At 33.0% G+C, this 24,077-nt stretch carries 23 protein-coding genes; 7 read left to right on the top strand and 16 right to left on the bottom strand.

The window, feature by feature from the left end:
• Position 1 precedes the first annotated feature (1 nt).
• Positions 2-1,210 (top strand): phosphoglycerate kinase, encoded by a 1,209-nt coding sequence (locus BS621_RS03715; RefSeq protein ID WP_077141854.1) that lies wholly within the window; start codon positions 2-4, stop codon positions 1,208-1,210.
• A gap of 1 nt (position 1,211) precedes the next feature.
• Here BS621_RS03715 and BS621_RS03710 read toward each other — a convergent pair whose 3' ends face one another.
• Positions 1,212-1,937: a hypothetical protein gene (locus tag BS621_RS03710; RefSeq protein ID WP_077142658.1), complete on the bottom strand. Its 726-nt coding sequence runs from the start codon at positions 1,935-1,937 to the stop codon at positions 1,212-1,214.
• A gap of 41 nt (positions 1,938-1,978) precedes the next feature.
• Between BS621_RS03710 and BS621_RS03705 the strand changes: the two genes are divergently transcribed.
• Positions 1,979-3,070, top strand: a complete 1,092-nt coding sequence (locus BS621_RS03705; RefSeq protein ID WP_077141853.1) for a UDP-N-acetylglucosamine--N-acetylmuramyl-(pentapeptide) pyrophosphoryl-undecaprenol N-acetylglucosamine transferase — start codon at positions 1,979-1,981, stop codon at positions 3,068-3,070.
• Here BS621_RS03705 and BS621_RS03700 read toward each other — a convergent pair.
• The 10 genes from BS621_RS03700 to BS621_RS03655 all read right to left on the bottom strand — a co-directional run bounded on the left by BS621_RS03700 (position 3,049) and on the right by BS621_RS03655 (position 12,264).
• Positions 3,049-4,170: a pyridoxal phosphate-dependent aminotransferase gene (locus BS621_RS03700; RefSeq protein ID WP_077141852.1), complete on the bottom strand. Its 1,122-nt coding sequence runs from the start codon at positions 4,168-4,170 to the stop codon at positions 3,049-3,051. The genes BS621_RS03705 and BS621_RS03700 overlap by 22 nt on opposite strands.
• A 9-nt stretch (positions 4,171-4,179) precedes the next feature.
• Entirely contained in the window at positions 4,180-5,349 is a 1,170-nt protein-coding gene (locus BS621_RS03695; RefSeq protein WP_077141851.1) for a quinone-dependent dihydroorotate dehydrogenase, read from the bottom strand.
• 6 nt (positions 5,350-5,355) lie between these two features.
• Positions 5,356-6,075 carry a ribonuclease HI gene (gene rnhA, locus BS621_RS03690; RefSeq protein ID WP_077141850.1) on the bottom strand — a complete coding sequence of 240 codons (720 nt, stop codon included), beginning with the start codon at positions 6,073-6,075 and terminating at the stop codon, positions 5,356-5,358.
• Positions 6,076-6,122: 47 nt separating this feature from the next.
• Positions 6,123-6,518, bottom strand: coding sequence for a 50S ribosomal protein L7/L12 (gene rplL / locus BS621_RS03685; RefSeq protein WP_011817694.1), 396 nt, complete (start codon positions 6,516-6,518; stop codon positions 6,123-6,125).
• Positions 6,519-6,546: 28 nt separating this feature from the next.
• Positions 6,547-7,074 carry a 50S ribosomal protein L10 gene (rplJ, locus tag BS621_RS03680; protein ID WP_077141849.1) on the bottom strand — a complete coding sequence of 176 codons (528 nt, stop codon included), beginning with the start codon at positions 7,072-7,074 and terminating at the stop codon, positions 6,547-6,549.
• 190 nt (positions 7,075-7,264) lie between these two features.
• Positions 7,265-7,972, bottom strand: a complete 708-nt coding sequence (gene rplA, locus BS621_RS03675) for a 50S ribosomal protein L1 (RefSeq protein WP_029968747.1) — start codon at positions 7,970-7,972, stop codon at positions 7,265-7,267.
• A gap of 66 nt (positions 7,973-8,038) precedes the next feature.
• Complete coding sequence (rplK, locus tag BS621_RS03670) at positions 8,039-8,464, bottom strand: 50S ribosomal protein L11 (RefSeq protein WP_002805232.1); 426 nt, start codon at positions 8,462-8,464, stop codon at positions 8,039-8,041.
• 67 nt (positions 8,465-8,531) lie between these two features.
• Positions 8,532-9,143, bottom strand: coding sequence for a transcription termination/antitermination protein NusG (nusG, locus tag BS621_RS03665; protein ID WP_011817697.1), 612 nt, complete (start codon positions 9,141-9,143; stop codon positions 8,532-8,534).
• Between the two features lie 51 nt (positions 9,144-9,194).
• Positions 9,195-9,437 carry a preprotein translocase subunit SecE gene (gene secE / locus BS621_RS03660; RefSeq protein WP_077141848.1) on the bottom strand — a complete coding sequence of 81 codons (243 nt, stop codon included), beginning with the start codon at positions 9,435-9,437 and terminating at the stop codon, positions 9,195-9,197.
• A 61-nt stretch (positions 9,438-9,498) separates the two neighbouring features.
• Positions 9,499-12,264 (bottom strand): ATP-dependent Clp protease ATP-binding subunit, encoded by a 2,766-nt coding sequence (locus BS621_RS03655; protein ID WP_077141847.1) that lies wholly within the window; start codon positions 12,262-12,264, stop codon positions 9,499-9,501.
• A gap of 261 nt (positions 12,265-12,525) precedes the next feature.
• On the opposite strand from BS621_RS03655, the gene eno reads away from it, so the two are divergent.
• Positions 12,526-13,818 carry a phosphopyruvate hydratase gene (gene eno, locus BS621_RS03650; protein ID WP_077141846.1) on the top strand — a complete coding sequence of 431 codons (1,293 nt, stop codon included), beginning with the start codon at positions 12,526-12,528 and terminating at the stop codon, positions 13,816-13,818.
• A 4-nt stretch (positions 13,819-13,822) separates the two neighbouring features.
• Here the strand turns inward: eno and BS621_RS03645 are convergent, their stop codons facing one another.
• Positions 13,823-15,490, bottom strand: a complete 1,668-nt coding sequence (locus tag BS621_RS03645) for an ABC1 kinase family protein (protein WP_077141845.1) — start codon at positions 15,488-15,490, stop codon at positions 13,823-13,825.
• Positions 15,487-15,804 (bottom strand): hypothetical protein, encoded by a 318-nt coding sequence (locus BS621_RS03640; RefSeq protein ID WP_077141844.1) that lies wholly within the window; start codon positions 15,802-15,804, stop codon positions 15,487-15,489. The genes BS621_RS03645 and BS621_RS03640 overlap by 4 nt, the downstream gene beginning before the upstream one ends.
• 254 nt (positions 15,805-16,058) lie before the next feature.
• On the opposite strand from BS621_RS03640, the gene BS621_RS03635 reads away from it, so the two are divergent.
• On the top strand, positions 16,059-17,015 hold the full coding sequence (locus tag BS621_RS03635) for an NAD(P)/FAD-dependent oxidoreductase (RefSeq protein WP_025913212.1): 957 nt from the start codon (positions 16,059-16,061) through the stop codon (positions 17,013-17,015).
• Between the two features lie 19 nt (positions 17,016-17,034).
• Here the strand turns inward: BS621_RS03635 and BS621_RS03630 are convergent, their stop codons facing one another.
• The 3 genes from BS621_RS03630 to BS621_RS03620 are packed head-to-tail and all read right to left on the bottom strand — an operon-like array spanning position 17,035 to position 19,977.
• Positions 17,035-17,316 carry a P-II family nitrogen regulator gene (locus BS621_RS03630; RefSeq protein WP_002805886.1) on the bottom strand — a complete coding sequence of 94 codons (282 nt, stop codon included), beginning with the start codon at positions 17,314-17,316 and terminating at the stop codon, positions 17,035-17,037.
• 3 nt (positions 17,317-17,319) lie between these two features.
• Positions 17,320-18,318, bottom strand: a complete 999-nt coding sequence (locus BS621_RS03625; RefSeq protein ID WP_077141843.1) for a sodium-dependent bicarbonate transport family permease — start codon at positions 18,316-18,318, stop codon at positions 17,320-17,322.
• A 3-nt stretch (positions 18,319-18,321) separates the two neighbouring features.
• Complete coding sequence (locus BS621_RS03620) at positions 18,322-19,977, bottom strand: SulP family inorganic anion transporter (RefSeq protein ID WP_077142657.1); 1,656 nt, start codon at positions 19,975-19,977, stop codon at positions 18,322-18,324.
• 223 nt (positions 19,978-20,200) lie between these two features.
• Here BS621_RS03620 and hemB point away from each other — a divergent pair, with 223 nt between their 5' ends.
• From hemB to BS621_RS03605, 3 genes are all read left to right on the top strand, one after another.
• Positions 20,201-21,202: a porphobilinogen synthase gene (gene hemB, locus BS621_RS03615; protein ID WP_077141842.1), complete on the top strand. Its 1,002-nt coding sequence runs from the start codon at positions 20,201-20,203 to the stop codon at positions 21,200-21,202.
• A 62-nt stretch (positions 21,203-21,264) separates the two neighbouring features.
• The gene (locus BS621_RS03610; protein WP_032523985.1) at positions 21,265-21,651 is read left to right on the top strand and encodes a VOC family protein; all 387 of its coding nucleotides are present in this window, start codon (positions 21,265-21,267) and stop codon (positions 21,649-21,651) included.
• A gap of 14 nt (positions 21,652-21,665) precedes the next feature.
• Complete coding sequence (locus tag BS621_RS03605; protein WP_077142656.1) at positions 21,666-24,077, top strand: endonuclease MutS2; 2,412 nt, start codon at positions 21,666-21,668, stop codon at positions 24,075-24,077.

The following is a 24,077-nucleotide window of genomic DNA, read 5'->3' as shown; positions in this document are numbered from 1 at the left end:
AATGTCAAAATTATCTCTTTCCAGTCTTGATAAGACACATTTAGAAGGAAAAAAAGTTCTTGTAAGAGTAGATTTTAATGTTCCATTAAATGAAGATGGTCAAATAACCGACGATACGCGTATTCGTGCAGCGATCCCAACTATTGAATATCTTATTAATCATTCTGCAAAAATTATTTTAGCTGCTCATTTTGGTAGACCAAAGGGTCAGGTAAATGACAAAATGAGATTAACTCCAGTAGCAGCAAGATTAAGTGAATTGTTGGGGCAAAATATTGCTCTTACTAACAGTTGTATTGGTGATGAAGCAGTTGCACAATCAAATAGCTTATCTAATGGAGATGTTCTTTTACTTGAAAATGTTCGATTTTTTGGTGAAGAGGAAAAGAACGATCTTGAGTTTGCTAAAAAATTAGCATCACATGCAGATATGTACGTAAATGATGCTTTCGGTGCTGCTCATAGAGCGCATGCTTCAACTCAGGGAGTTACTAATTATTTAAGTCCATCAGTAGCTGGATTCCTTTTAGAAAAAGAATTAAAATACTTACAAGGAGCGATAGATGCTCCAAAGCGTCCCTTAGCAGCAATAGTTGGAGGATCAAAGGTAAGTAGTAAAATAGGTGTTCTTGATTCTTTGCTAGATAAATGTGACAAAATTATGATTGGTGGAGGTATGATTTTTACTTTTTATAAAGCTAGAGGTCTAGATGTTGGAAAGAGCCTTGTAGAAGAAGATAAACTTGAGCTTGCCAGGGATTTAGAAGCAAAAGCAAAAGCAAAAGGAGTCGAATTATTATTACCTACTGATGTTGTTTTAGCTAATGAATTTTCGCCTGACGCCGAAAGTAAAATATCTCAAATTGATTCAATTAGTGGAGATTGGATGGGTCTTGATATTGGTCCAGATTCCATTAAAGTTTTTCAGAATGCTCTTGCAGAATGTAAGACAATAATTTGGAATGGGCCAATGGGAGTTTTCGAATTTGATAAATTTGCAGAAGGTACAAATGCTATAGCTACGACCCTTGCGGACTTAAGTGCTTTTTCTGAAGTTTGTACAATAATTGGTGGTGGAGATTCAGTTGCAGCAGTTGAAAAAGCAGGATTAGCTGAGAAAATGTCTCATATATCTACTGGAGGTGGCGCAAGTTTGGAACTTTTAGAAGGTAAAACCTTACCTGGTGTAGCTGCTTTAAACGACGTTTAGGCTATATTTTATCAACAATATCAATACTCTTTGTGAAAGTAATCATTCCTTCAGGGTGAGCTATGATTCCTGACCAAATTTGTATCCCTGGTTTTGAAGGGGCTCTCGTCATTTTAAAGATTCCCCCAGATGCTAATGGCTCCAATAATATTTCTTGTTCAAACAATGAATTTACTTGATGAGCTTTAATTGCTCCAGTTATGATAACTTCTTCAAGTGGCTTATTTAGGATTATATCGATATCATATTTTGAACCAGTAAGAACTTTTTCAGGGATTTTAAAACTAATATCTATCTTATTATTATCATTTCTTATTGTTGTAAATAAATTTTTAATGGTAGCTTCATCAATTTTTCCATTTAGAACTGAAAAAACATAATCGAAATCGGATTCGAGTGTATGCATTTCTCCATTAACTATTTTTCTTCCTGAAACACTTATTCTCAATATTTCTTTATTTGGAATATATGACTCTAATCTTTTGATTTTCCATTTGCTATCAGGAAAATCATTGATAATTTTTGAGAACTGTTTTGGTATATTTTGGTTTTCATCATTTCTAAAATTTTTTCTAATAAACTCTAAGTCTCGCTTATTTAATGAGGTTTCTAAATTCCTTATAAAATCAACTTTTAAAGTTTGCGTTATTGCTGAATAGGGGAGAATGAGATAAACAAATAAGTAGAGAGGGAATCCTATATTTCTGAATAAGTTTAAATTCAACATATTTATCATTTATTATTTTCATTCTACTAATTAAAGTTTTTATGTCTAAAAAAAATAATTTATTAGTTGCAGCTAGTGGAACAGGAGGCCATATTTTTCCAGCTTTAGCAGTTTCTAAAGAGGTAGAAGATGAGTGGAATATTCATTGGTTGGGTATTCAGCAAAGACTTGATGTGAATTTTATTCCCCAAAAATATAATTTGAAGACTTTAAATATAAAGACACCAAGAAAAAATATTTTTTTGTTTTATCAATATATAAAAATTTTAATGTCAACTTTCCAAATAATTAGGATTTTAAAAGAAAAAAAAATTAACTTGGTTTTTACGACTGGAGGTTATATATCTGCTCCTACTATTGTTGCTTCAAAACTTCTCAGGATACCTGTCATTATTCATGAATCAAATTTAATTCCAGGAATGGTCACTAAATATTTTGGTTTTTTGTGTAACTATGTTTTTCTAGGATTTAAGAAAACAAATTCTTATTTAAGAAATTGTAAAACTATTTTCACTGGTACTCCTTTAAGAGATCAATTCTATAAATCCCATCCCTTGCCAGAATGGGTCCCAAAAGGGAAAGGACCTCTTTTGATTGTTATGGGAGGTAGCCAAGGAGCAAAAGCTATAAATCAAATTCTTAACGAATCTATTGAATTTTTAATGAAAAAACAGTTTCGGATTGTTCATATTATTGGCGAATATAATCAAAAATCCTTTAATGTAAAAAATTTCAATAATTATGTTCAAAAGAAATTTACTAATGAAATCGCAGCTTTGATTCAAAACTGTGATCTTGTAATATCGAGATCTGGTGCAGGAACAATAAATGAACTTATAGAAACTGAAAAACCTTCAATTTTAATTCCATTTCCTTATTCTAAAAATAATCACCAGGAGAAAAATGCAATGATTCTTGCTGAAAGTGGAGGCTCAATTTTAATGAATCAAAGGAAAATTTCTAAAGAAGTTTTTGAAGAAACTATAGAAAGAATTTTTAAGAGAAAATCAAAAAACGGAAAATATTACTATGAAATTTTAGATCTTATGAAGAAGAATATGGAAAATAATAATAAAATCAAATCTAAAATTGAGATTAGAAAATTTTTTAATTATTTTTTAAAGGAATTCTGAATTTCTTTACATAAAAGAGTGTTATTTTTCCTATTCTGCAAACTTATTCTTGCCCACTTTTCATCCAGAAATCTAAATGAAGTACATTCTCTTAGCAATATTCCCTTATTTTCTAAGTATTTTATATTAGGCGACAAGGATTTTTTACTTTCTATTAAAAAAAAGTTGGTTGAAGAGTTATGAATTTTAAGGTTCTCTATTTTTGATAATTTTTCAAATACTCTTTTTTTTTCAATATTTATCCAGCTGTGAATCTGTTTTGTCCACTGTTCATAGAATTTCTTATTACTTAGTAGATCAATTCCGGCTTTAATAGAAAATGAATTTAAAGGCCAAGGATCTCTATTTATTCCCCATTGTTTTAGTATTTTCGATGAGCCAATAACGTAACCTAATCTAAGACCAGGAATATTGAAGATTTTGGTCAAGCTTCTCAAGACTAATAAATTGTCAAATCTTTGGGTTAATGGTATTAAAGATTCTTTCTCTCCATTAGGTGTTATCGATAAGAAAGCTTCATCACAGATAACTAATTTATATTTTTTTACAACTTCTTCCAATGAATTCTTTCCCCATAATTGGCCGGTAGGGTTATGTGGATTTGTTATCCAAATAACATCACCTTTTGGATGCAGCGGAAATGATTGAGGGAAAATATCATTCCAGTTTTTTGGTAATTCGCAATGTATAAAATTGCTATTCCAACAATTTAAAGATCTTTCATAATCAACAAATGATGGAGAAGGAATACAACTTATTCCGAATTTGGATGCTTCATAACCTGCCCAGGTTATTAATTCAGAAGCTCCATTTCCAGGCAATATATTGTCTGGATTTATCCCATGAAATTTGCCGATTATTTCTTTCATATCACTCAAGTTTCTATCTGGGTAATATCTAAAGCCAAGATTCTTAATTTCCTCATTAATTGAATCTATTACTATTTGAGGGGGATCAAAGGGTACTAATGATGCACTTGCATCAATTATTTCAGAGGGTAATAAATTTAATTTTTTCGCAGTTGCATATACATTTCCACCGTGCTTCAAGTTTGATCCTTGCGTGGCTAACGTTGAGTAATCATGAGGTTCATTATTCATTCTCTAATTTTATTCAACCCATTTTAAATCTGATCCAATTGCATCTTTTATACTAGATAATTGATGTTTATTAAGTTGCTTTATAATTCCCTCAAGTATATCTGGGACTAATTGTGGACCCTTATATATCCATCCTGTATAAAGTTGAATTAATGATGCTCCAGAACAAATTCTTTCCCAAGCTGACTCAGGACTATCTATTCCACCAACGCCAATTAAAATAATCTTTTTATCAATATTATGTATATGTTTTATTATTTGATTTGCTTTTTTTTGGAGAGGCCTTCCACTTAATCCTCCATTTTCTTGAGAAAGTAATAATCCAGTTTGCCTGATCTTTCTATTTTCAAGACCTAATCTATCAATGCTGGTGTTTGTAGCAATTATTCCATCGATGTTTTCCTCGATTATTAATTGGCAAATATCTTCAATATCTTCAAGGCATAAATCTGGAGCAATTTTTACAAATAATGGTGGACAATTAGGTAAGTTTTTAATTTCTCTGAGAAGTTCTTTTAGAAGAATTGGATCTTGTAATTTTCTTAGCCCTTCAGTATTTGGAGAACTGACGTTTATCGCTGCGTAATCACAATATGGAATTAATAATTTTAGAGAAGTTAAATAATCATCTTTTGCTTGAGATAAACCTGTAATTTTTGACTTCCCGAAATTTATCCCTAAACAAATATTCTCCCTGTTTTTTTTAAACTCAATACCTTGTTCGACAAAGTTTTTAACTAGATTTTCAGCACCATTATTATTGAAACCCATTCTATTTAATGCTGCTTCTTCTGCTGCCAATCTGAATAACCTTGGTTTGGGATTTCCATACTGAGCAAATTTAGTGACTGTACCAAGCTCAGCAAATCCAAAACCAAAATCTTTCCATATATTTGCAGCATTTCCATTTTTGTCAAAACCCGCAGCTAAACCAATTGGATTACAAAAATTTATTCCACATATGTTCTGAGTTAACCTTTTATCAACTACAGAAAATTCTTCATTTAGATTTTTTAAGATAGAAGATACTATAGGCCAATTATATTTTCTTGAACTGAATGATAGGAGACTAAGAGATAAATTTGTTAAGTATTCTGCATCAATTCCAGAGTCTCTTTTTAATACAGGGGTAATCAAGTTTTTATAAAGATTTTTAAATCCCCCCTTATGTTCATTCATAAAAAATTAGGCTTCTTTTTTTTCTATTATCCAATATTTTTTATCTTTAGGAATCAATCTCCAATTACGCCATTCAAAAAGTGAATATTGTTTTATCTTTAAGTGGTTTACATCACCTAATAAGATGTCTAGTTCAGGTGAACTTAACAGGTACTTTTTTTCTGCAAATTTTTGAATTAATTCATTGCGGGAAAATAATTCCTGAATTTCTGCAGGTGCATTTTTTTCAAAAAAATCAACTGAGGATTCTACTTTTTTTAAGTTACTTTCTATAGATATACCTTTGCTGTAATTAGTTGCAATTTTATCAACCCTATCATTTTGTTTATCCCCGCTATGACCTTTAACATATTCCATTATTAGGCCATTAATTCTTAATTGATCAATTTTTTGCCATAGATCAAGATTTTGAACTGGTTTTCCTGAACTTGTTTTCCATCCATTTTTCTTCCAATTAATAATCCATTTTGTATAACCTTCTATGACATATTTACTATCAGTTCTTAGTTTAAAGTTCTCTTTTAATTTGTAGGTTTTTAATTTCTCAAGAGTTTTTATAGCCGCAGTGAGTTCCATTCTATTATTAGTAGTATTTTGCTCGGAACCACCTATTTCTAATTCGCTGTTATCGTCAAAAATTATTAAACCACCCCAACCACCTGGGCCTGGATTACCACTGCAGGCACCATCAGTTGCGGCTTCAATCGCAATACTATCACTATTCATAATTTTTGAAGCCGATATTAAGTTTATCGGCTTGAAAAAATGTACTCTTACTTAAGTGTAACTTTACCGCCAGCTTCTTCAATCTCTTTCTTTAAAGATTCAGCATCTGCTTTGGCTATTCCTTCTTTTACTGTTTTTGGTGCAGATTCAACAAGTGCTTTTGCATCGCCAAGACCTAGACCAGTTGCATTTCTTACAACCTTAAGAACTTTGATTTTTGCAGCTGCATCAAAGCTTTCGAGAACTACATCAAATTCAGTTTTTTCTTCAGCAGCGCCACCATCAGCGTCACCACCAGCTGCTCCAGGAGCTGCCATTACTACACCTGCAGAAGCTGCAGCAGATACACCAAAAGCCTCTTCAATTTGCTTTACAAGCTCAGATGCTTCTAAAAGTGATAAAGATTTTAATGATTCAAGAATTTCTTCAGTTTTTGCGGACATTTTCTTAAAAGTTAATTAGGGTTTTGATTTAAGATTCTGATTTTTCAGAATGTTGTTTAAGTGATCTAGCAAGTCCAGAAGGCACTTCATTGATAGAGATCGCAATTTTTGTTGCTACGCCACTTAGAGCACCAGCAATTTTTGCCATCAATACTTCTTTAGATGGAAGACTTGCAATTTCTTTTATTTCAGAATCGCTAAGAAGTCTGCCTTCAAATAAAGCTCCTTTGGTCTCGGATTTTTTGGTGTCTTTTTGAAAAGATTGGATTGCTTTTACAGCACCACCAACATCTTCTTTAATTAACACAAAAGCATTTGTTCCGGTCAATAAAGATTCAAGATCGTTCCAATTACTATCTCCATCAATAGCTTTGCGCATTAATGAATTTTTAGTAACTTTGCAGATGCCGTTAGTTGTTTGCAATCTAGATCGCAAATCTGACATCTCTTTGATAGTTAAACCTTTATAGTCAAGAACTACAGCCATTTCCGAGTCGTCTAAAAGAGATTTAATCTCAGTAACGATTTTTTGCTTATTCTCTAGTGTTCGGCCCATTGATGTTTTTTGGATCGTAATTTAGGGAGAGCAGGAAATGCGGCAAAGTTCTTTTAAAGAGGCCGCTTTTATTAGATCCAAAAAGAAATAATTTAAGACGAGTCCTCGGTAGGAATTAAAAATTTAGAATAACTAAATCTACCTACTTTCTTTGGCCGTATTATTGCAATTTAAATTATACTACAAAGCGTTAACCTTCAGGTTGGTAATCTTGTACAGCATTTATGTCTAATTGAACTGAAGGCCCCATTGTTGAAGTTACATAAAAAGTTTTCCAATACTTTCCTTTAGCTCCACTTGGTTTATTTTTATCAATTGATTCTTGTAAGGTTTTTAAGTTGTCAAATAGAGCCTCTTTTGTGAAACTTGCTTTTCCAAAGCGGACATGAACGATTCCAGCCTTATCTGCTCTAAATTCGAGCTTACCAGCTTTGAATTCTTTTATTGCATTAGCAATGTCATTCGTCACTGTCCCAGCTTTAGGATTAGGCATTAAACCTCTAGGTCCTAAAACTCTTCCTAATTTTGCAACCTTTGGCATCATATCTGGAGTTGCTATAAGTAGATCAAACTCCATATTTCCTTTGTTGATGCTTTCTACAAGATCTTCTTCGCCAAATAAATCTGCACCAGCAGCCTTAGCTTTCGATACATTCTCACCGCTTGTAATTACTGCAATTTTGATGCTTTGGCCAGTACCATGTGGTAATGCAACAGTGGTCCTTAATTGTTGATCAGTATATTTTGGATCAATACCTAGACGTATATGTGCTTCAATAGTTTCATCAAATTTTGCATTAGCATTTTCCTTGATAATACTAAGAGCTTCAAGTGGTGCGTAAATGCGATCTTCTATCTTTGTTGATAGAGCCGCCATTCTTTTAGATAGTTTTTTCATAATAATATTGGGTGCAAACGGTTATTAAATAACCTCCCCTAAATAGTGAGAAATTGTGTATTGAACTCAATCAGTGATAGAGACGCCCATATTACGAGCAGTACCCTCAATTACTTTCATTGCAGATTCAACACTAGAACAGTTTAGATCAGGAAGCTTAGTTTTGGCTATTTCTTCTAATTGAGCTTTACTTATATTCCCAACAGAGCCTTTTGCGGATTCACCTGAACCTTTCTCTATACCAGCTGCTTTTGTTATTAAGACGGAAGCAGGAGGTGTTTTTGTGATAAAAGTAAAGCTTCTATCTTCAAAAACAGAAATCTCGACTGGAATTACAAAACCTGCTTTATCTTGTGTCCTTGCGTTGTATTCTTTGCAAAATGCCATGATATTGACACCATGTTGTCCTAAAGCGGGCCCTACAGGAGGAGCAGGATTTGCTTTGCCTGCTTGTAGAGCAAGCTTGATAACTGCAACAATTTTTTTTGCCATTAGATTAGAGAATTTAAGCTGGAGTAGAAAATCATAATTTTACTCGATAAACAAGAACAATTAGAAATTAATTTTGTTTATTGATTTGGGAGAATTCTAATTCTACAGGAGTCTCGCGCCCAAATATTGAAAGTAATGCTTTTAATTTATTTCTTTCTCCGGAAACTTCTATAACTTCTCCCTGGAAATCCTTGAATGGACCGCTAGTTACAATGATTCTATCTTTTTCTTCAATATCTAACTTGATTACAGCTTTTTTCTCTGATGCGCGCTTAAAGATTCTATTAACTTCTTGTCTTGATAATGGTCGAGGTTTGATATGACCTCGCGATCTTCCGCTGCCTCTACCGTCTTCAGCACCGACAAAGTTAATTACATTAGGAGTACTTTTAACAGCCATCATTGTATCTTCATCCAATATCATTCTTACGAGTACATAACCTGGGAAAACTTTTTCTTCAGTAGTTTGTCTGCTTCCATCTTTTTTTAATTTAATTCCTGGAGTTTGGGGAATTTCAATTTCAATGATTCTATTATTAACACCTAAAGTTACTGATCTCTGCTCAAGAGTTGCTTTTACTTTTTTTTCACAGCTTGATGCTACTTGGACTGCATACCATCTTGCGATGCTTGTATTTGCTTTTGAAGAAGCAAGGTTTGTAGTTAATTCATTACTCATTTTTCTGGAAGCTTAATTAAGGTCTTTATAAATGGATATTCGGGAGAAAATTCAACCAAAAATTTGCGAGGCTGCCCATCCATAGAATCTGCTAACAGAAGCAATGGCTGCAGCAGAAAAAGATACCATAATTATAACTGCTACTGATTCGCTAAAAAGTTGTTGTTTGTTAGGCCACACGACAAGTTTAAGCTCATCGTAGGTAGATCTAAAAAAATTATTCTTTTTTTTAGGCTCTTCAACTTCAGGAGAATCCTGTTTAAGAGGTTCTTTATTAGTAGTAGGACTTGTCACAAAATTTTTTTGAAATTAAGCTTTATGCTTTAGTTTTTATTTTAGCTTATTGATTTACTCCTCAGCTAGGTTTGAAAACGATCTCATCTTTTTTAGCAGGGTTAAGTTTAATTGTTATATTTTTTTTATTTTTGAAGTTATCCTCTAAAAGTTTTGCAGCCAAGGGATTTTCTATTTGTCTTCTAAGTTCCCTGCTAAGTGGCCTAGCACCATATTCAGGTTCGTAAGAATCGTTTGCAATTTTGTTGATAACTTTTTTGTCTATAGCGATATTTATTTTCTGCTCAAGTAGCAGGTTCTTTAAATCTTCTGTTTGTAGAATGATTATTTTTTGAAGTTCATCAATAGATAATGGTTCAAACTTTACCACTTCGTCAATCCTATTTAAAAATTCAGGTCTAAAAATTGAAGACAATGCATTACTAATTGAATCATCAAGAGTTTGTTGATCTTTTTCTAACTTTCCCTCACTTTTAGAAATCTTTTGTGAATACTCAAGTATAGATTTACCAGCTAGGTTACTTGTCATAATGATTACCGTATTTTTGAAATCTACGGTCCTTCCTTGAGAGTCCGTTAATCTTCCTTCGTCTAAGACTTGCAAAAGGATATTAAATACTTCTGCATGTGCTTTTTCTATCTCATCAAGAAGTATTACTGAATAGGGTTTACGTCTTACAGCTTCAGTTAATTGACCTCCCTCTTCATAACCAACATAACCTGGGGGTGCTCCTAAAAGTCTTGCTACGGCATTTTTCTCCATATATTCACTCATATCTAATCTTAAAAGTGCGTCTTCTTCATCAAATAAAACTCTTGCAAGAGATTTTGCTAATTCTGTTTTCCCAACACCAGTAGGACCCATAAATAAAAAAGATCCAATAGGTCTTTTAGGACTTTTCATACCAACTCGAGCTCTTCTAATTGCAGCAGAAACAGCTTCTATGGCTTTTTCTTGTCCAATAACTTTTTCACTTAGTTCTGTTTCTAGATTGACTAATTTCTTACGTTCATTTGAAACTACTTTAGAAATTGGAATACCTGTGATTTTTGATATAACATCTGCAATATCATCAGGTTCAACTTGATATTTAAAAGGGAAATTTCTATTTTTCTTTATTTTATTAAAGTTCTCTTCAAGTTTTTGTATGTCATTCTCTACTTCACTTAACTCTTCTTCAAGCTTTTCTAAATACTCTAGATCATTTTCAATTTCGCGATTTGATTTATCATTTATTTGTTTGGTTAGCTTATCTTCTTCTTTCATTAAAATAGATAATTCCTCCATTTCTTCACGTAAATTGTTCCAATTTTCCAAAAGAACGTTCAATTTTGCCTCTGATTGTTGTCTATTATTAAATAGTTTTTCTTGAGCTTCGATATTTTCTCCTTGCAAATTATTCAATTTTTCATCAATAGTATTAAGTTTGTTTTCTTGTTGGAGAATGATTTGAGGCATATTATTAGACTCGATTTTCAACTGTGCAGCTGCTTCATCAATTAAATCTATTGCACTATCAGGGAGACATTTATCGCTGATGTATCTATCGGCCAATTTTGCAGAATAGTTCACAGCCTCTTCAGAAATTTTTATGCCATGATGTGATTCATATTTCTTTTTGATCCCTTGTAATATTTTTGCGCTTAATTCTACTGAAGGTTCATTAACAGCTATCTTTTGAAAGCAATTATTTAATGCCTGATCTTTTTCAATAGTTTCACGAAATTTCTCAGGTGTTGTTGTGCCGATACATCTAAGTTCTCCTTCAGCTAGTAAAGGTTTTAAGATATTGCTGATGTCGGTAGAAGATCTGTCAGAACTTAATATTGAGTGAATTTCATCAATAAATAGAATCATTCCTTGGTTTGGATTATTTAGTTCCTGCATTATTAAACTCAGTCTTTCCTCTAGTTGACCTCTAAATTTGGTCCCAGAAACTAATGCACCTAAGTCAAGTGAAATAATTTTTAAGTCCTTTAAAGTATCAGGAACTTTTTTTTCTACAATTAATTGAGCAAGTAATTTTGCAATTGAGGTTTTACCAACTCCAGGGTTTCCAATAAGTATAGGGTTATTTTTGTTTCTTCTGCAGAGTACCCTCATTAAATTATTGATCTCATTTTCTCTTCCTAAAACGGGATCCAGTAAGCCTTTTTTAGCTGATTCTGTTAAATCTTTTCCATAAATTGAAAGAGCATTTTCATCTTTTCCAACTTGTTTTTTGGGTTCAATTTTAAGTTCACTTTTTGGTAATGGAACAATAGCTTTTTTAAATTTTTCTTCTTTTACAAAAGTCTCGTTAGTCTCGTTTTTTGATTCAAAATTAGATTGATTATTTATTTCAATTACATTCCCATAATTAAAAGAATTTTTTGATTGATTAATATTTGGGTAAAACTTTAATTCTTCCTCTAATTGTTCCATTGAAAGGTTTCCTTCTTCAAAAACATAATTTCCAATTCTTAAATCTCTTCCAAGAGCAATAAGTAAATGAGGGATTTCTATTAATCTCGATCCCCATTGAGTTTTAATCTGATTCGCATTATCTAATAAAATTTCTAAATCTTCTCCGATAGTAAAAATATCTGACTCATTTGTTGGTGTCTCTTCTAAAAAATCTTCTGTTATGTCTAAAACTGTATCTTGGTCAATTGATAATTTTTCAATGAAGGCAAAGAATTCACTTGATGAGAATAATGTATGAATTATGTGTTCAATATTAAATTCGCTATGATCCCATTTTTTTGCGGTTTCTTCCCCTAATAAAAGGAGATTCCAACTAATATCGCTAAATAGTTCAGGACTGGATGTAAGTGTTTCTCTCATAAACTATAAAATCTATAGTTGATTATTAATTAATATTCTAAATAGGATCTGCATTAATAATCATCCAATAATTTTCAAATTGTAAGATGAATTTGAAAATTATTTAGATGAGAGGATTTGCGGGAACTTTAGAATGAAAAAAACGTTAAATAATATCTAAGCTCTTATAAAATTAAAAATTATAGTTGGTTAACAAATATATTTCAGATATTAGCCAAATAGTTCAGCTATTAATAGGATTTAAATAGTAATAATTAAATTGTGAAAGAAACTATTGATTTTCTTATTGATACTGTTGAAGCAAGGCAAGTCCTTGATTCAAGAGGTAATCCAACTGTAGAGGCAGAAGTATTTTTGGAATGTGGTGCAACTGGTAGAGCAATTGTTCCCAGCGGAGCTAGCACTGGTGCTCATGAGGCGCATGAATTAAGAGATGGTGGTTCAAAATATATGGGGAAAGGAGTTTTGAATGCTGTTAATAAAATTCATGAAACAATATCGCCAGCTTTATGTGGTTTGTCATCTTTAGATCAAACTGCAGTAGATAAATTAATGATTGAAATTGATGGAACTCCTAATAAGTCTAACCTTGGAGCAAATTCAATCCTTGCAGTAAGTCTTGCAACTGCTAGAGCATCAGCAAATGCTTTAGACATTCCCCTATATAGATATCTTGGAGATCCATTATCCAATCTTCTTCCAGTCCCATTGATGAATGTAATAAATGGTGGCGCTCATGCACCAAATAGTCTTGATTTTCAGGAATTTATGCTCGTCCCACATGGAGTTAATAATTTCAGTGAATCATTAAGAATGGGTACTGAAATTTTTCACTCATTAAAATCATTACTTGATCAAAAAGGTCTATCTACTGCTGTAGGCGATGAGGGTGGATTTGCCCCGAATTTGTCATCAAGCGAAGAGGCAGGGGACTTATTATTAGAAGCAATTCAAAAAGCCGGGTTCAAGCCGGGTGAGCAGGTATCTTTAGCTTTAGACGCTGCTAGCACTGAATTTTATAGTGATGGTACTTATAAATATGAAGGGAAAAGTTTAAATAGTTCTGAAATGATTTCATATCTTTCAAAACTAGTTTCTAATTATCCAATAGTTTCAATAGAGGACGGTTTAGCTGAGGATGATTGGGAGGGTTGGTCAGAATTAAACAAAGAATTAGGTAATAAAGTTCAGCTTGTAGGTGATGATTTATTCGTTACTAACACAGAAAGGTTAAGGAAAGGGATTATGGAAAAATCTGCTAATTCAATCCTAATAAAGGTAAATCAAATTGGAACATTAACTGAAACTTTGGAAGCTATTGAGTTAGCTAAAATGTCTGGTTTCACAAGTGTTATTAGTCATAGGAGTGGTGAGACTGAAGATACAACAATTGCAGATTTATCTGTCGCCACAAGATCGGGTCAGATCAAGACAGGCTCTTTGAGCAGAAGTGAAAGGATTGCAAAATACAATAGGCTTTTAAAAATTGAGGAGGAATTGGGAAATCAAGCAAGATTTGCTGGAGCTTTAGGTTTAGGTCCCAAAAATATATAGTTTTTTAGCGCTTAAGTTTTTCTAAACGTGAGCCTTTTCTCATACTTAATTGGCACTTTATCCAGTCAATACTTATTGGTAGTGCAAAAATAATTGGCAATAATGCAAAATTATTTTGTTTATTGGTTACAAGTAAAGCAGATGCAATTGATAAGCTTCCTATAAGAATTGAATGGCCTAAAGTTTTTTGAGCAGTAAACATTTTTTTGAATTGTCTATCAGACTCTCCCATTCTTATTTGCAGTTGTAAATCGCCCTGCTCTAATCTTTCTAAACTTTCATCTATTCTTTTGGGAATCCCAACAGCTTTTGATCCTAGTTCACCTACTTGCCTTCCAAATTGGTTAATTAAATCGTTGGGAGTTTGATTATTCGAAGTCATAAGTTCTATTAAATAAGGCTTTGTAACTGATACAAGGTTAAACCCTGGGTCAAGCATTCTACCAACTCCCTCAAAAGTTGATAAAGCTCTCATCACAAAGATTAAATCTACTGGCAGTTGAAATGGTGTTTCATAAACAAGTTCGTATAAATCTCCAGATAATTTTTCGATAATATTTGGACTAAATGGAGGAGTTAAGGCTTCTTTAAGCATCAATCTGACTAATCTTCTGACTGGGCCTACATCTATATCTTTTGAAATTAGACCAGCTTGTTGTAATTGACTAACAAGTGATGAGGCGTCTCTAAGAGCAGCAGCCTTAACCATCCCCCCTAATCTTGTTTGAAGATTATTTGAGATATTGCCCATCATTCCAAAATCATAAAAAATCAATTTACCTTCATTTGAAACTGCTAGATTCCCTGGATGGGGGTCTGCATGAAAAAAACCATAATTTACTAATTGTTTTAAATAGCTGATGGCACCTACTTCAGCAATCTTAGGTAAATCAATTTCTTTTGATTGTAATTTTTCTAAATCGCTTATTTTTGTTCCTTCTAAATAACTTAAACAAAGAACTTTTTCACTGCTCATATCCCAAATTACTTCAGGGACTTCAACATTTTCATCATCAAGAAATTGCTGTCTAAATCTTGCTGCATATTGTGCTTCACAATTAAAATCAAGCTCTTTCATGAGAACTTTCCTACACTCTCTAGCAATTTCAACCCAGTTTCTACCTCGACTCCAATTCTTGTTTTTCTGTAACAATCCTGCTATTTGCTGCATTATGCCCAAATCGATAATAAACAATTCTTTTAAATTGGGTCTTTGAACTTTAAATACCACTTTCTTACCATTTTTTAAAGTCGCTCTATGAACCTGAGCTAGTGATGCTGATCCAACCGGATCACATATTATTTGATCTATTTCATTAAACTTAGACCCTAGTTCATCTCTTATAGTTTCTTCAACTTGCGCAAATGAAAAATTAGGAACTTGATCCTGCAATTTAGACAATTCCTGTATCCAGGTATTAGGAATCAAATCAGGTCTCGCTGATAATAATTGTCCAATTTTAATAAATGCTGAACCAAGCTTTATTAATTGATTAGTAAACCACCTAGCTCTTTGAATTTGGACCCTACTTTTTTCATTACTTTTAGTTTGGAAAATTGTAAATCTAATATTATCTATCCACAAAATTGTTAAAAGCGAAATCAGAGTTATCCAAATAAGAAAGGCTCTCTTCAATTTTTTTAAACGATAATGAAAAATGTGATAACTCATTTAATTTGATTATTTATAGTTTGATTAAGGAGATCAATTTGCTTACTGATACCTTCAATTTCATATAAAGCTTTTTTTATTTTGGAATCTTGATAAGTATTTGAGGACTCATTCTCTTGAATATTTTCCGCTTTTTCCATTCTTGAGGCTTCTTCGATTATGGATTCTTTTAAACTATCAAATTTTTTTTTGAAAATTTCTGGAGCATCCTGAGCAATATTTGTTGCTTCTTCAATTTTTTCAACTAATATCTCGTTTAATTTTTCGGTTACTTTCTTAATGGCAGCTTTTAAAATGTAGTCAGAGTTGGTCATAAAAAATATATTGTTTCTTCGGCAATTTTTGTTTCGATATGAACTAATAATAGATCAATACAGAACATTTCACGTAACTGATCATTTTGATATTTAATTTTTTATGTTTTTCCTATGTAAGTTTGTTTCTATATTATGCTTTTTTCTCTTTTTTCTTTTAACTTATATTTATAAACATGGTTAGGTATTTACATTAAAGATTTCTTCTAACCAAGAGCTCATCTAATTAACTACTAAAAAGGAGTTTTATTAAATTGGAAATCATTGAGTCAGATGTAGTTATTATCGGAGGAGGCCCGGCCGGATGTACTTGCGCACTTTATACATCTCGTTCAAACTTAAAGACAGTAATTTTAGATAAAAATCCATCTGTTGGAGCCTTAGCAATAACCCATCAAATAGCTAATTATCCAGGTGTTCCGGTTGATATAAGTGGGGAGAAATTACTTACTTTAATGAGAGAACAGGCTGTGCAATATGGTACAGACTATAGAAGAGCACAAGTGTTCGGAATAGACGCTAGTGGTGAATGGAAAATGGTTTATACACCTGAAGGCACTTTCAAAGCTAAAGCACTTGTACTTGCAAGTGGTGCAATGGGTAGGCCTGCATCATTTAAGGGCGAAGCGGATTTTCTTGGCAAAGGAGTAAGTTATTGTGCTACATGTGATGGGGCTTTTTATAAAAATAGAGAAGTTGCCGTTGTTGGAGTAAACAAGGAGGCAATTGAAGAGGCAACTGTCCTAACTAAATTTGCATCAACTGTGCATTGGATTACATCAAGTGACCCTAAATCAGATAATGAAGAAGCTATGGAATTGATGGATAATTCAAATATAAAACATTGGAGTAGAACAAGATTATTGGAGATATTGGGCGATGATATGGGTGTAAATGGTGTTGTTGTAAAAAATAAGCAAGAAGAAAATCCTATCAATTTAAATTTAGATGGAGTCTTTGTATATATGAGTGGTTCAAAGCCTATTACTGATTTTTTAGGTGATCAAATTGCTTTAAAAGAAGACGGAGGAGTAATTGTCGATGACTTTATGTCTACAAACTCTGATGGAGTATGGGCTATTGGAGATATAAGAAATACACCATTTAAGCAAGCAGTCGTTGCGGCTTCTGATGGATGTATTGCTGCGATGTCAATTGATAGATATTTAAATAGTAGAAAAAATATAAGAGTAGATTGGATTCATTCTTAAAAAATATTTCTGCTTTAATTTAAAGAGGTGTTGCTTCAGAAATATAAGCTACTCCTCCGTAGTAGCTTAAATCGTCCCTGATGTTATCTCTCATTTTATCTATTAATTCTTGCTCACAAAAAACAATTACATGAGCATTTGCTCCTAATCCTGTAAATTCCATATCTTCAGTAACAACTCTTTCAGGACCTCTGCCTGTGGCATGTTTCATAACGGTATATCCAGGAACATTAGCTTTTTCTAATGTTTTAATGATTGCATCTAGTTCCCGTTCACTAAATATCAAGTCTAATCTTTTCATTTTTTATAGAGGGGAAAGTGGGATAATGTTATTTACTAAACTCATATATATGGGAATGCCAAGAACTATATTGAATGGGAAAGTTAGACCTAGTGTAGTTGAAATATAATAACTAGATTTAGCCTCTGGAACTGTCATCCTCATCGCTGCAGGAACTGCTAAATAAGAGGCGCTTGCACATAAAACCACAAATAAAAGTGCGTTGCCAGGTCCTAAAGATAAAAATCTTGCAACGAAAACACCAATAAATGCATTAAATAGAGGCATGAAAATAGCAAACCCAATCAAAAACGAACCAGCATTCTTCAATCTTGGTAATCTTTGAGCAGCGACTATTCCCATATCTAATAAGAAGAAGCATTCTGCTCCATAGAATAATTGTCCAGTAAAAGGCTCCATTTTTGCAATTCCTGAGGGATTACTGGAAGCAGTCAGAAATCCCACAATTAAGCTTGAAAGCAATAAATAAACTGAGCCATTCAAAAGTGACTCGTGTAATATTGCGCTTAGATGCATTTTTCTTGTTTTTGGTCTATTTTTTGGAGCTGCAAATTTCACAAGTAATAATCCAACAATGATTGCAGGAGATTCCATTAAAGCTAAGGCGCCAACCATAAACCCATCAAAAGCTATTTTTTGACTTTCTAAAAAACTTTCTGCGGAAATAAATGTAACAGCACTAATTGAACCGTATGCTGCTGCTATTGCGGCTGAATTAAATACATCAAACTTAAATCTTAAAATTAAAAATCCAATCAGAGGGATTACTAGTGACATCAGTATTGCAGCGCTTAAAGTAGGCAACACTTGATTAGTAAAACCACTTTTCTGTATCTCTATACCTCCTTTGAACCCAATAGCTAGGAGCAGATATAAGGAGAAAAGTTTAGGTAATGGAGCTGGTATTTCTAAATCAGATTTAAAGAGTACTGATATTGCTCCAATCAAAAAGAAAAGAACTGGCGGGGCTAATACATTTTGCAGAATTGGATTTATTTCCATAAATTACGAAGCTATTTCATTTAGAGCAGTTTCTAAAGCTTCTTTTCTTGTTTCAATAATGCCTTCAACTCCAAACTTAGCTAATCTATCCTTCACTTTTTCGTTTGCACCAGCAACAAATGCTTTTCTGGAATTATTTTTTGCTTCTTGCATCATATCCTCTATTGCGAGAGTCGCCGTTACTCCAAGTCTTGGTACATCAGTGATATCTAATATCAAAACCTTGTAGTTTCTTACAAGCATCATTCTTTCAGATATTCCTTTAGCTGCTCCAAAACTAAGTGGTCCTTTTAGTCTAAACAACATTACTTCTCCTGAACATCTATCGAGAAGTGCTTTTTCATCAGCAGGCAATGAATTTTTTGCTTGATCATCTTTTGATAAAGGATTATCCTCATCCATACCTTCTAGTTGAGTTTCGGTTATTGAATCAATAGTTAGCATATTTGCTATGAATACACCGACTAAAACTGCCCAAATTAAATCCCAAAAAACAGTCATTAAAAGTACACCGTACATTACTAATGATGTTTTTAAAGATAATTTGTGAGCCCTCCTCAAGAATCCCCAATCAATAATATCAAGGCCTACTTTTATAAGAATTCCTGCTAGCAATGCAGTTGGTATTTGCTCAGCTAAAGGTCCAGCACCAACTAAAACTATCAACAATACAACTGAGTGAACCATACCAGAAATGGGAGTTGATCCTCCAGATTTAACATTTATAACTGTTCTCATGGTTGCTCCTGCTCCAGGTAAACCTGAAAACAGACCTGCTACAGCATTTCCTATCCCTTGACCAATAAGTTCTCTATCAGAATTATGTTTTGTTTGAGAGATATTGTCTGCTACTAGAGATGTCAGTAAGGAGTCAATAGCGCCAAGTACTGCTAAGACTAATCCTGCCTTGAAAATAATTGGGAAATATTGATTAAAACTTGGGAAATTTAAAGATGGAACTCCTCTTGGAATTTCTCCAATTCTATCTATAGCTCCGTCTCCAAAAATTAAAATTGATATTGGAGTTACTATCAATAAGGCCAATAGAGGAGAAGGAACCCATTGACTTATTTTTCTAGGAGTTAGAAATACTATACCTAGAGTCATTATTGCCACTCCAATAGCAGCACCATTTGGCTGGAAATTTGAAAATACAGTAGTTAAAGATTCGACCACTCCACCTCGAGTGCTAATTCCTAGTAATGGCCCAATTTGAAGTGCAATGATTATTACTCCAATACCAGACATAAATCCTGAAACAACAGAATATGGAACTAAAGTAATGTATTTACCTAGTTTTAGAATCCCGAATAATATTTGCAGTAAGCCGCCAATGACTACCGCTGCCATAACTAAAGGTAAAATTTGTCCTGCAGAAAGATCTCTTGGAACCCCTACTGCTGCTAAGCCTGCTACTACACCTGCAACAGTTACACTCATGGGACCAGTAGGGCCACTAACTTGAGCAGGTGTTCCGCCGAATAATGCTGCTAAAAAACCAACTACTACTGCTCCGTATAGTCCATAAATTGCTCCACCAGGCCCTAAAGCAGCATTACCAAAAGCAAGAGCTAGAGGTAAAGCCACAACTGCGGCCGTGATGCCTCCAAGAATATCGCCTCTTACATTTTTCAGATGAAACCCATTAATTATTTTCAAAGATGCTCTCCTAAAAATAAACACTTAACTAGAAGATATTATCTCTTAATGACGTAAATTTGTGAAAAATGAAGATTGTGCAAAATATTTTTGTAACTTTTTTTGCTCTTACTAAATAAATTTTAGTTAATTTTCCTGAACAAAAGTAGTCTCTGATTGATTTATGTGCGAGGCGAGCGATTAATGTATTAGATAAATATTTTTCAATTTAAATAATATTCATATGAATTCGATTATTCGTCCTAGAAGATTAAGAAGAACTGAAGCAATTAGAGAAATGGTTAGAGAAAATCATCTAACGGCATCTGACTTTATATATCCATTATTTATTCATGAAAAAGATTTTAAAGAGGAAATTTCAGCAATGCCTGGAACTTATAGATGGGATATTAATGGTTTAATAAAGGAGGTTACTAGGGCATGGGAATTGGGAATACGGTGTGTGGTTCTTTTCCCAAAGATCAACGATAGTTTAAAGACTGAAGATGGAGCAGAGTGTTTTAATGAAGACGGTTTAATACCTAAAGCTATTAGAATATTAAAAAAAGAGATTCCAGAAATGGCAATAATGACAGATGTTGCCTTGGACCCATACTCTTGTGATGGTCATGATGGATTAGTTGATGAAACTGGAAAAATATTGAACGACGAAACAATCGAAATTTTAAAAAAACAAGCTTTAACACAAGCAAGAGCTGGAGCAGATTTTATTGGCCCTAGTGACATGATGGATGGGAGAGTTGGAGCAATTAGAACTGTTCTTGATAGTCAAGGATTTAGTGATGTAGGTATTATTAGTTACACAGCAAAATATTCATCTGCTTACTATGGTCCATTTAGAACTGCTTTAGATTCTGCTCCTAGAGAGAATAGTAAGAAAATAATTCCAGACAATAAGTCTACATATCAAATGGACCCTGCCAATTCAAAAGAGGCTTTAATTGAATCTGCATTGGATCAGTATGAAGGAGCTGATATTTTGATGGTAAAACCAGGTATTTCATATTTGGATATTGTTTATAGATTAAGCACTTTTTCAAATAAACCCATTGCTGCATACAACGTTAGTGGGGAGTATTCTATGGTCAAGTCTGCTGCTATGAAGAACTGGATCAATGAAAAAGATATTGTATTAGAAACATTGCTTAGTTTTAAGAGAGCTGGAGCAAAATTAATACTCACTTATCATGCTTGTGATGCATCTCAATGGTTGCAGGATACTTAAAAACTCATTATTAACAAAAATTTGGTTTATTCTTAAATAAGTAATAAATTAACCGCTTTGTTTTGAAGTTTTCACAAGGAGTAAATAGGATTGGTCACATTGCACTAAGAGTAGAGAATCTCGAAAGGGCTAAATCTTTTTATATTAAGCTGGGTATGAATTTAGTTTGGGACGATAAAGATTGGTCTTATTTAGAAGCTGGTAAAGGTAAAGATGGACTTGCGTTGTTAGGCCCTAGCTACAAAGCTGCGGGACCACACTTTGCTTTTCATTTTGAAAATAAAAAAGAAGTGGAAAATATTCAAAATGATTTAAAGAATTCTGGTGTAAAAGTTGGTCCTTTACATGAACATAGAGATGGGACAGCATCTTTTTACATGAAGGATACTGAAGGAAACTGGCTCGAGATGCTTTATGTTCCTCCTGAAGGGATTCAATCGAATGTTTGATTCTTTTTTTTTGTATGCCAGAGAAAAGTTATTCTAAAAAATCATATTCAGATAACACCTTAGAAGAAGAATCTATAAGCCTTTTAGAGTGGGATTCATTAAAAACGCATTTATCTTCATTCGCCTCAACGGAAATGGGTAAACGAGCAATTTTAAGTTTTGTTATTCCTTCAGAATACGAAGCCTCTAAAAGACTGTTGCATGAAACTGTTGAAATAAATGAGCTAGAAAATAATTTAGATAAATCAATAAGTTTTTCTGGTGTTTTTGATATTAGTAGAAATATTGAAATTTGTTCCAAGGGAGGTGTAATTTCATCTTCTGAATTGTTAGAAATAGCGAAAACAATTGCTGCAGCAAGAAATTTAAAAAAAATCTTATTAGATTTTGAAGAAAGGCCTTATATTTCATCATTTACAAAAAATCTAATTGACCATCAGAATATCGAAAAGATTTTTAAAAAAGGCATTGAATCTAATGGAAGGATTTCAGAAAATGCAAGTAATGAACTATCTATTCTTAGAAAAGAATTTTTATCTAAGAAACTTGAAAGAAAAATATTAGTTGAGAAATTTATTCAAAAGAATTTAGCTTATTTGCAAGATACTACTATTGGAGATCGATATGGTAGGCCTGTTTTAGCAGTTAAAGTTAATTATGTAGATAAATTTAAAGGCATAATTCATGACTCTTCATCCTCAGGAAATACAGTATATTTTGAGCCTGAAAGTGTAGTTATTAAAGGTAATAAGATCGCTTCTTTAGAGGCTAGGATCACAGCAGAAGAATTTAAATTACTAAAGAAATGGTCCCAAGTTGTTAGTGATAATTCAGAAAGTCTTATTGAAATGGCATCTATTTTATTGAGATTAGAAAATGCTCTAACTCGTTCAAGATATTCTAAATGGATTGGAGGCAAAACTCCTACCTTTGATAAAAATCCTATTATCTCTTTAATTGGTTTTTCTCATCCGTTATTGATTTGGGAACATAAGAAAAAAGGAGCCCCTCCCCCTGTGGCTGTCGATTTTCATATAAATAGAAATATTAAGGTTGTAGCTATTACAGGTCCAAATACTGGAGGTAAAACGGCAGCTTTAAAAGGTTTGGGTTTGTCTTTACTTATGGCTAGAGCAGGATTATTGATACCCTCAACTAAAAACCCTATTATCCCTTTTTGTCCAAATATATATGTGGATATAGGAGATAATCAATCATTAGAAGAAAATTTATCTACCTTCAGCGGGCATATATCCCGCATAAAAGAGATATTGGATTCACTTGATAAAAAGAAAGGATTATCTGTTGTTTTATTAGATGAGATTGGATCTGGTACAGATCCTCTTGAAGGAAGTGCTCTTGCGATGGCGTTATTAAAAGAATTTGCAAATAAATCTGATATCACTTTAGCAACCACACATTATGGAGATATTAAAGCTCTAAAATATAATGACTCAAGATTTGAAAATGTATCAGTTGCTTTTGATGAGGATTCTTTGAAGCCAAAGTATATACTCAACTGGGGTATTCCTGGGAGAAGTAATGCTTTGTCAATTTCAAAGAGAATTGGTCTCGATCAAAGCATACTTAATGAAGCGGCTAATTATCTAAAGCCAAAAGAGGTTGATAATATTAACAGTATTATTAAAGGACTTGAGGAAGAGAGGATTAAGCAACAAAATTCTGCAGAAGAGGCTGCAGAACTGATTGCAAGGACTGAAATATTACATGATGAACTGAAGAGAAATTATGAATATCAAAAAATAAATGCTGAAAAAATCCAAGAAATTGAAAGGTCTAAATTATCAAAACATATTGTATCCGCTAAGAGAGAGGTAATAGATTTGATTAAAAAATTAAGAGATAAAAATGTAAACGGAGAGGATACGAGAATTATTGGAAAAAGATTAAAGGAAATTGAGACGGAACATTTAACCCAAAAAAAATTTGAAAAGTCAATATCATGGATTCCTCAGGTTGGTGATTTTGTGAAAATAAAAAGCCTAAATAGTACGGGGCAAATTGTAGATTTAGATAAAAAAGGTGGTTTTTACGAAGTTAAATGTGGTGCATTCAGAAGCACATTATCTGTAAATGACTTTGAAGGTATTAATGGAGAAAAGCCTAATTCCAAAATATCAAAGATTGAAATCAACTCTACAAGAGAAGATTTTTCTTTTTCTAAAATTAGAACGAGTAAAAATACAATTGACGTAAGAGGGCTAAGAGTTCATGAAGCCGAAATAGTTATTGAGGAGAAAATTAGAAAATTTCATGGACCGCTATGGATTGTTCATGGAATTGGCACAGGGAAATTAAAAAAAGGATTAAGAAATTGGTTATCAGGTTTAAATTATGTTGATAAGATTGAAGATGCAGCCAACGCCGAGGGTGGACCTGGTTGCAGTATTGCGTGGATAAAATAA

The sequence above is a fragment of the Prochlorococcus sp. RS04 genome, from assembly GCF_001989455.1.
Classification (GTDB): domain Bacteria; phylum Cyanobacteriota; class Cyanobacteriia; order PCC-6307; family Cyanobiaceae; genus Prochlorococcus_A.
Note: the sequence above shows the minus strand (reverse complement) of the source record. Positions and strands in the feature narration are given on the sequence as shown.

Coding starts and splice junctions, on each gene's coding strand:
- BS621_RS03630 (WP_002805886.1), bottom strand. CDS start 17,316: ATGAAAAGATTAGACTTGATATTTAGTGAACGGGAACTAGATGCAATC.
- BS621_RS03695 (WP_077141851.1), bottom strand. CDS start 5,349: ATGAATGAACATAAGGGGGGATTTAAAAATCTTTATAAAAACTTGATT.
- BS621_RS03700 (WP_077141852.1), bottom strand. CDS start 4,170: ATGAATAATGAACCTCATGATTACTCAACGTTAGCCACGCAAGGATCA.
- BS621_RS03625 (WP_077141843.1), bottom strand. CDS start 18,318: ATGGAAATAAATCCAATTCTGCAAAATGTATTAGCCCCGCCAGTTCTT.
- rplJ (WP_077141849.1), bottom strand. CDS start 7,074: ATGGGCCGAACACTAGAGAATAAGCAAAAAATCGTTACTGAGATTAAA.
- rnhA (WP_077141850.1), bottom strand. CDS start 6,075: ATGAATAGTGATAGTATTGCGATTGAAGCCGCAACTGATGGTGCCTGC.
- hemB (WP_077141842.1), top strand. CDS start 20,201: ATGAATTCGATTATTCGTCCTAGAAGATTAAGAAGAACTGAAGCAATT.
- rplL (WP_011817694.1), bottom strand. CDS start 6,518: ATGTCCGCAAAAACTGAAGAAATTCTTGAATCATTAAAATCTTTATCA.
- nusG (WP_011817697.1), bottom strand. CDS start 9,143: ATGAGTAATGAATTAACTACAAACCTTGCTTCTTCAAAAGCAAATACA.
- BS621_RS03705 (WP_077141853.1), top strand. CDS start 1,979: ATGTCTAAAAAAAATAATTTATTAGTTGCAGCTAGTGGAACAGGAGGC.
- rplK (WP_002805232.1), bottom strand. CDS start 8,464: ATGGCAAAAAAAATTGTTGCAGTTATCAAGCTTGCTCTACAAGCAGGC.
- BS621_RS03605 (WP_077142656.1), top strand. CDS start 21,666: ATGCCAGAGAAAAGTTATTCTAAAAAATCATATTCAGATAACACCTTA.
- BS621_RS03715 (WP_077141854.1), top strand. CDS start 2: ATGTCAAAATTATCTCTTTCCAGTCTTGATAAGACACATTTAGAAGGA.
- BS621_RS03640 (WP_077141844.1), bottom strand. CDS start 15,804: ATGACCAACTCTGACTACATTTTAAAAGCTGCCATTAAGAAAGTAACC.
- BS621_RS03710 (WP_077142658.1), bottom strand. CDS start 1,937: ATGTTGAATTTAAACTTATTCAGAAATATAGGATTCCCTCTCTACTTA.
- BS621_RS03655 (WP_077141847.1), bottom strand. CDS start 12,264: ATGAGAGAAACACTTACATCCAGTCCTGAACTATTTAGCGATATTAGT.
- BS621_RS03645 (WP_077141845.1), bottom strand. CDS start 15,490: ATGAGTTATCACATTTTTCATTATCGTTTAAAAAAATTGAAGAGAGCC.
- rplA (WP_029968747.1), bottom strand. CDS start 7,972: ATGAAAAAACTATCTAAAAGAATGGCGGCTCTATCAACAAAGATAGAA.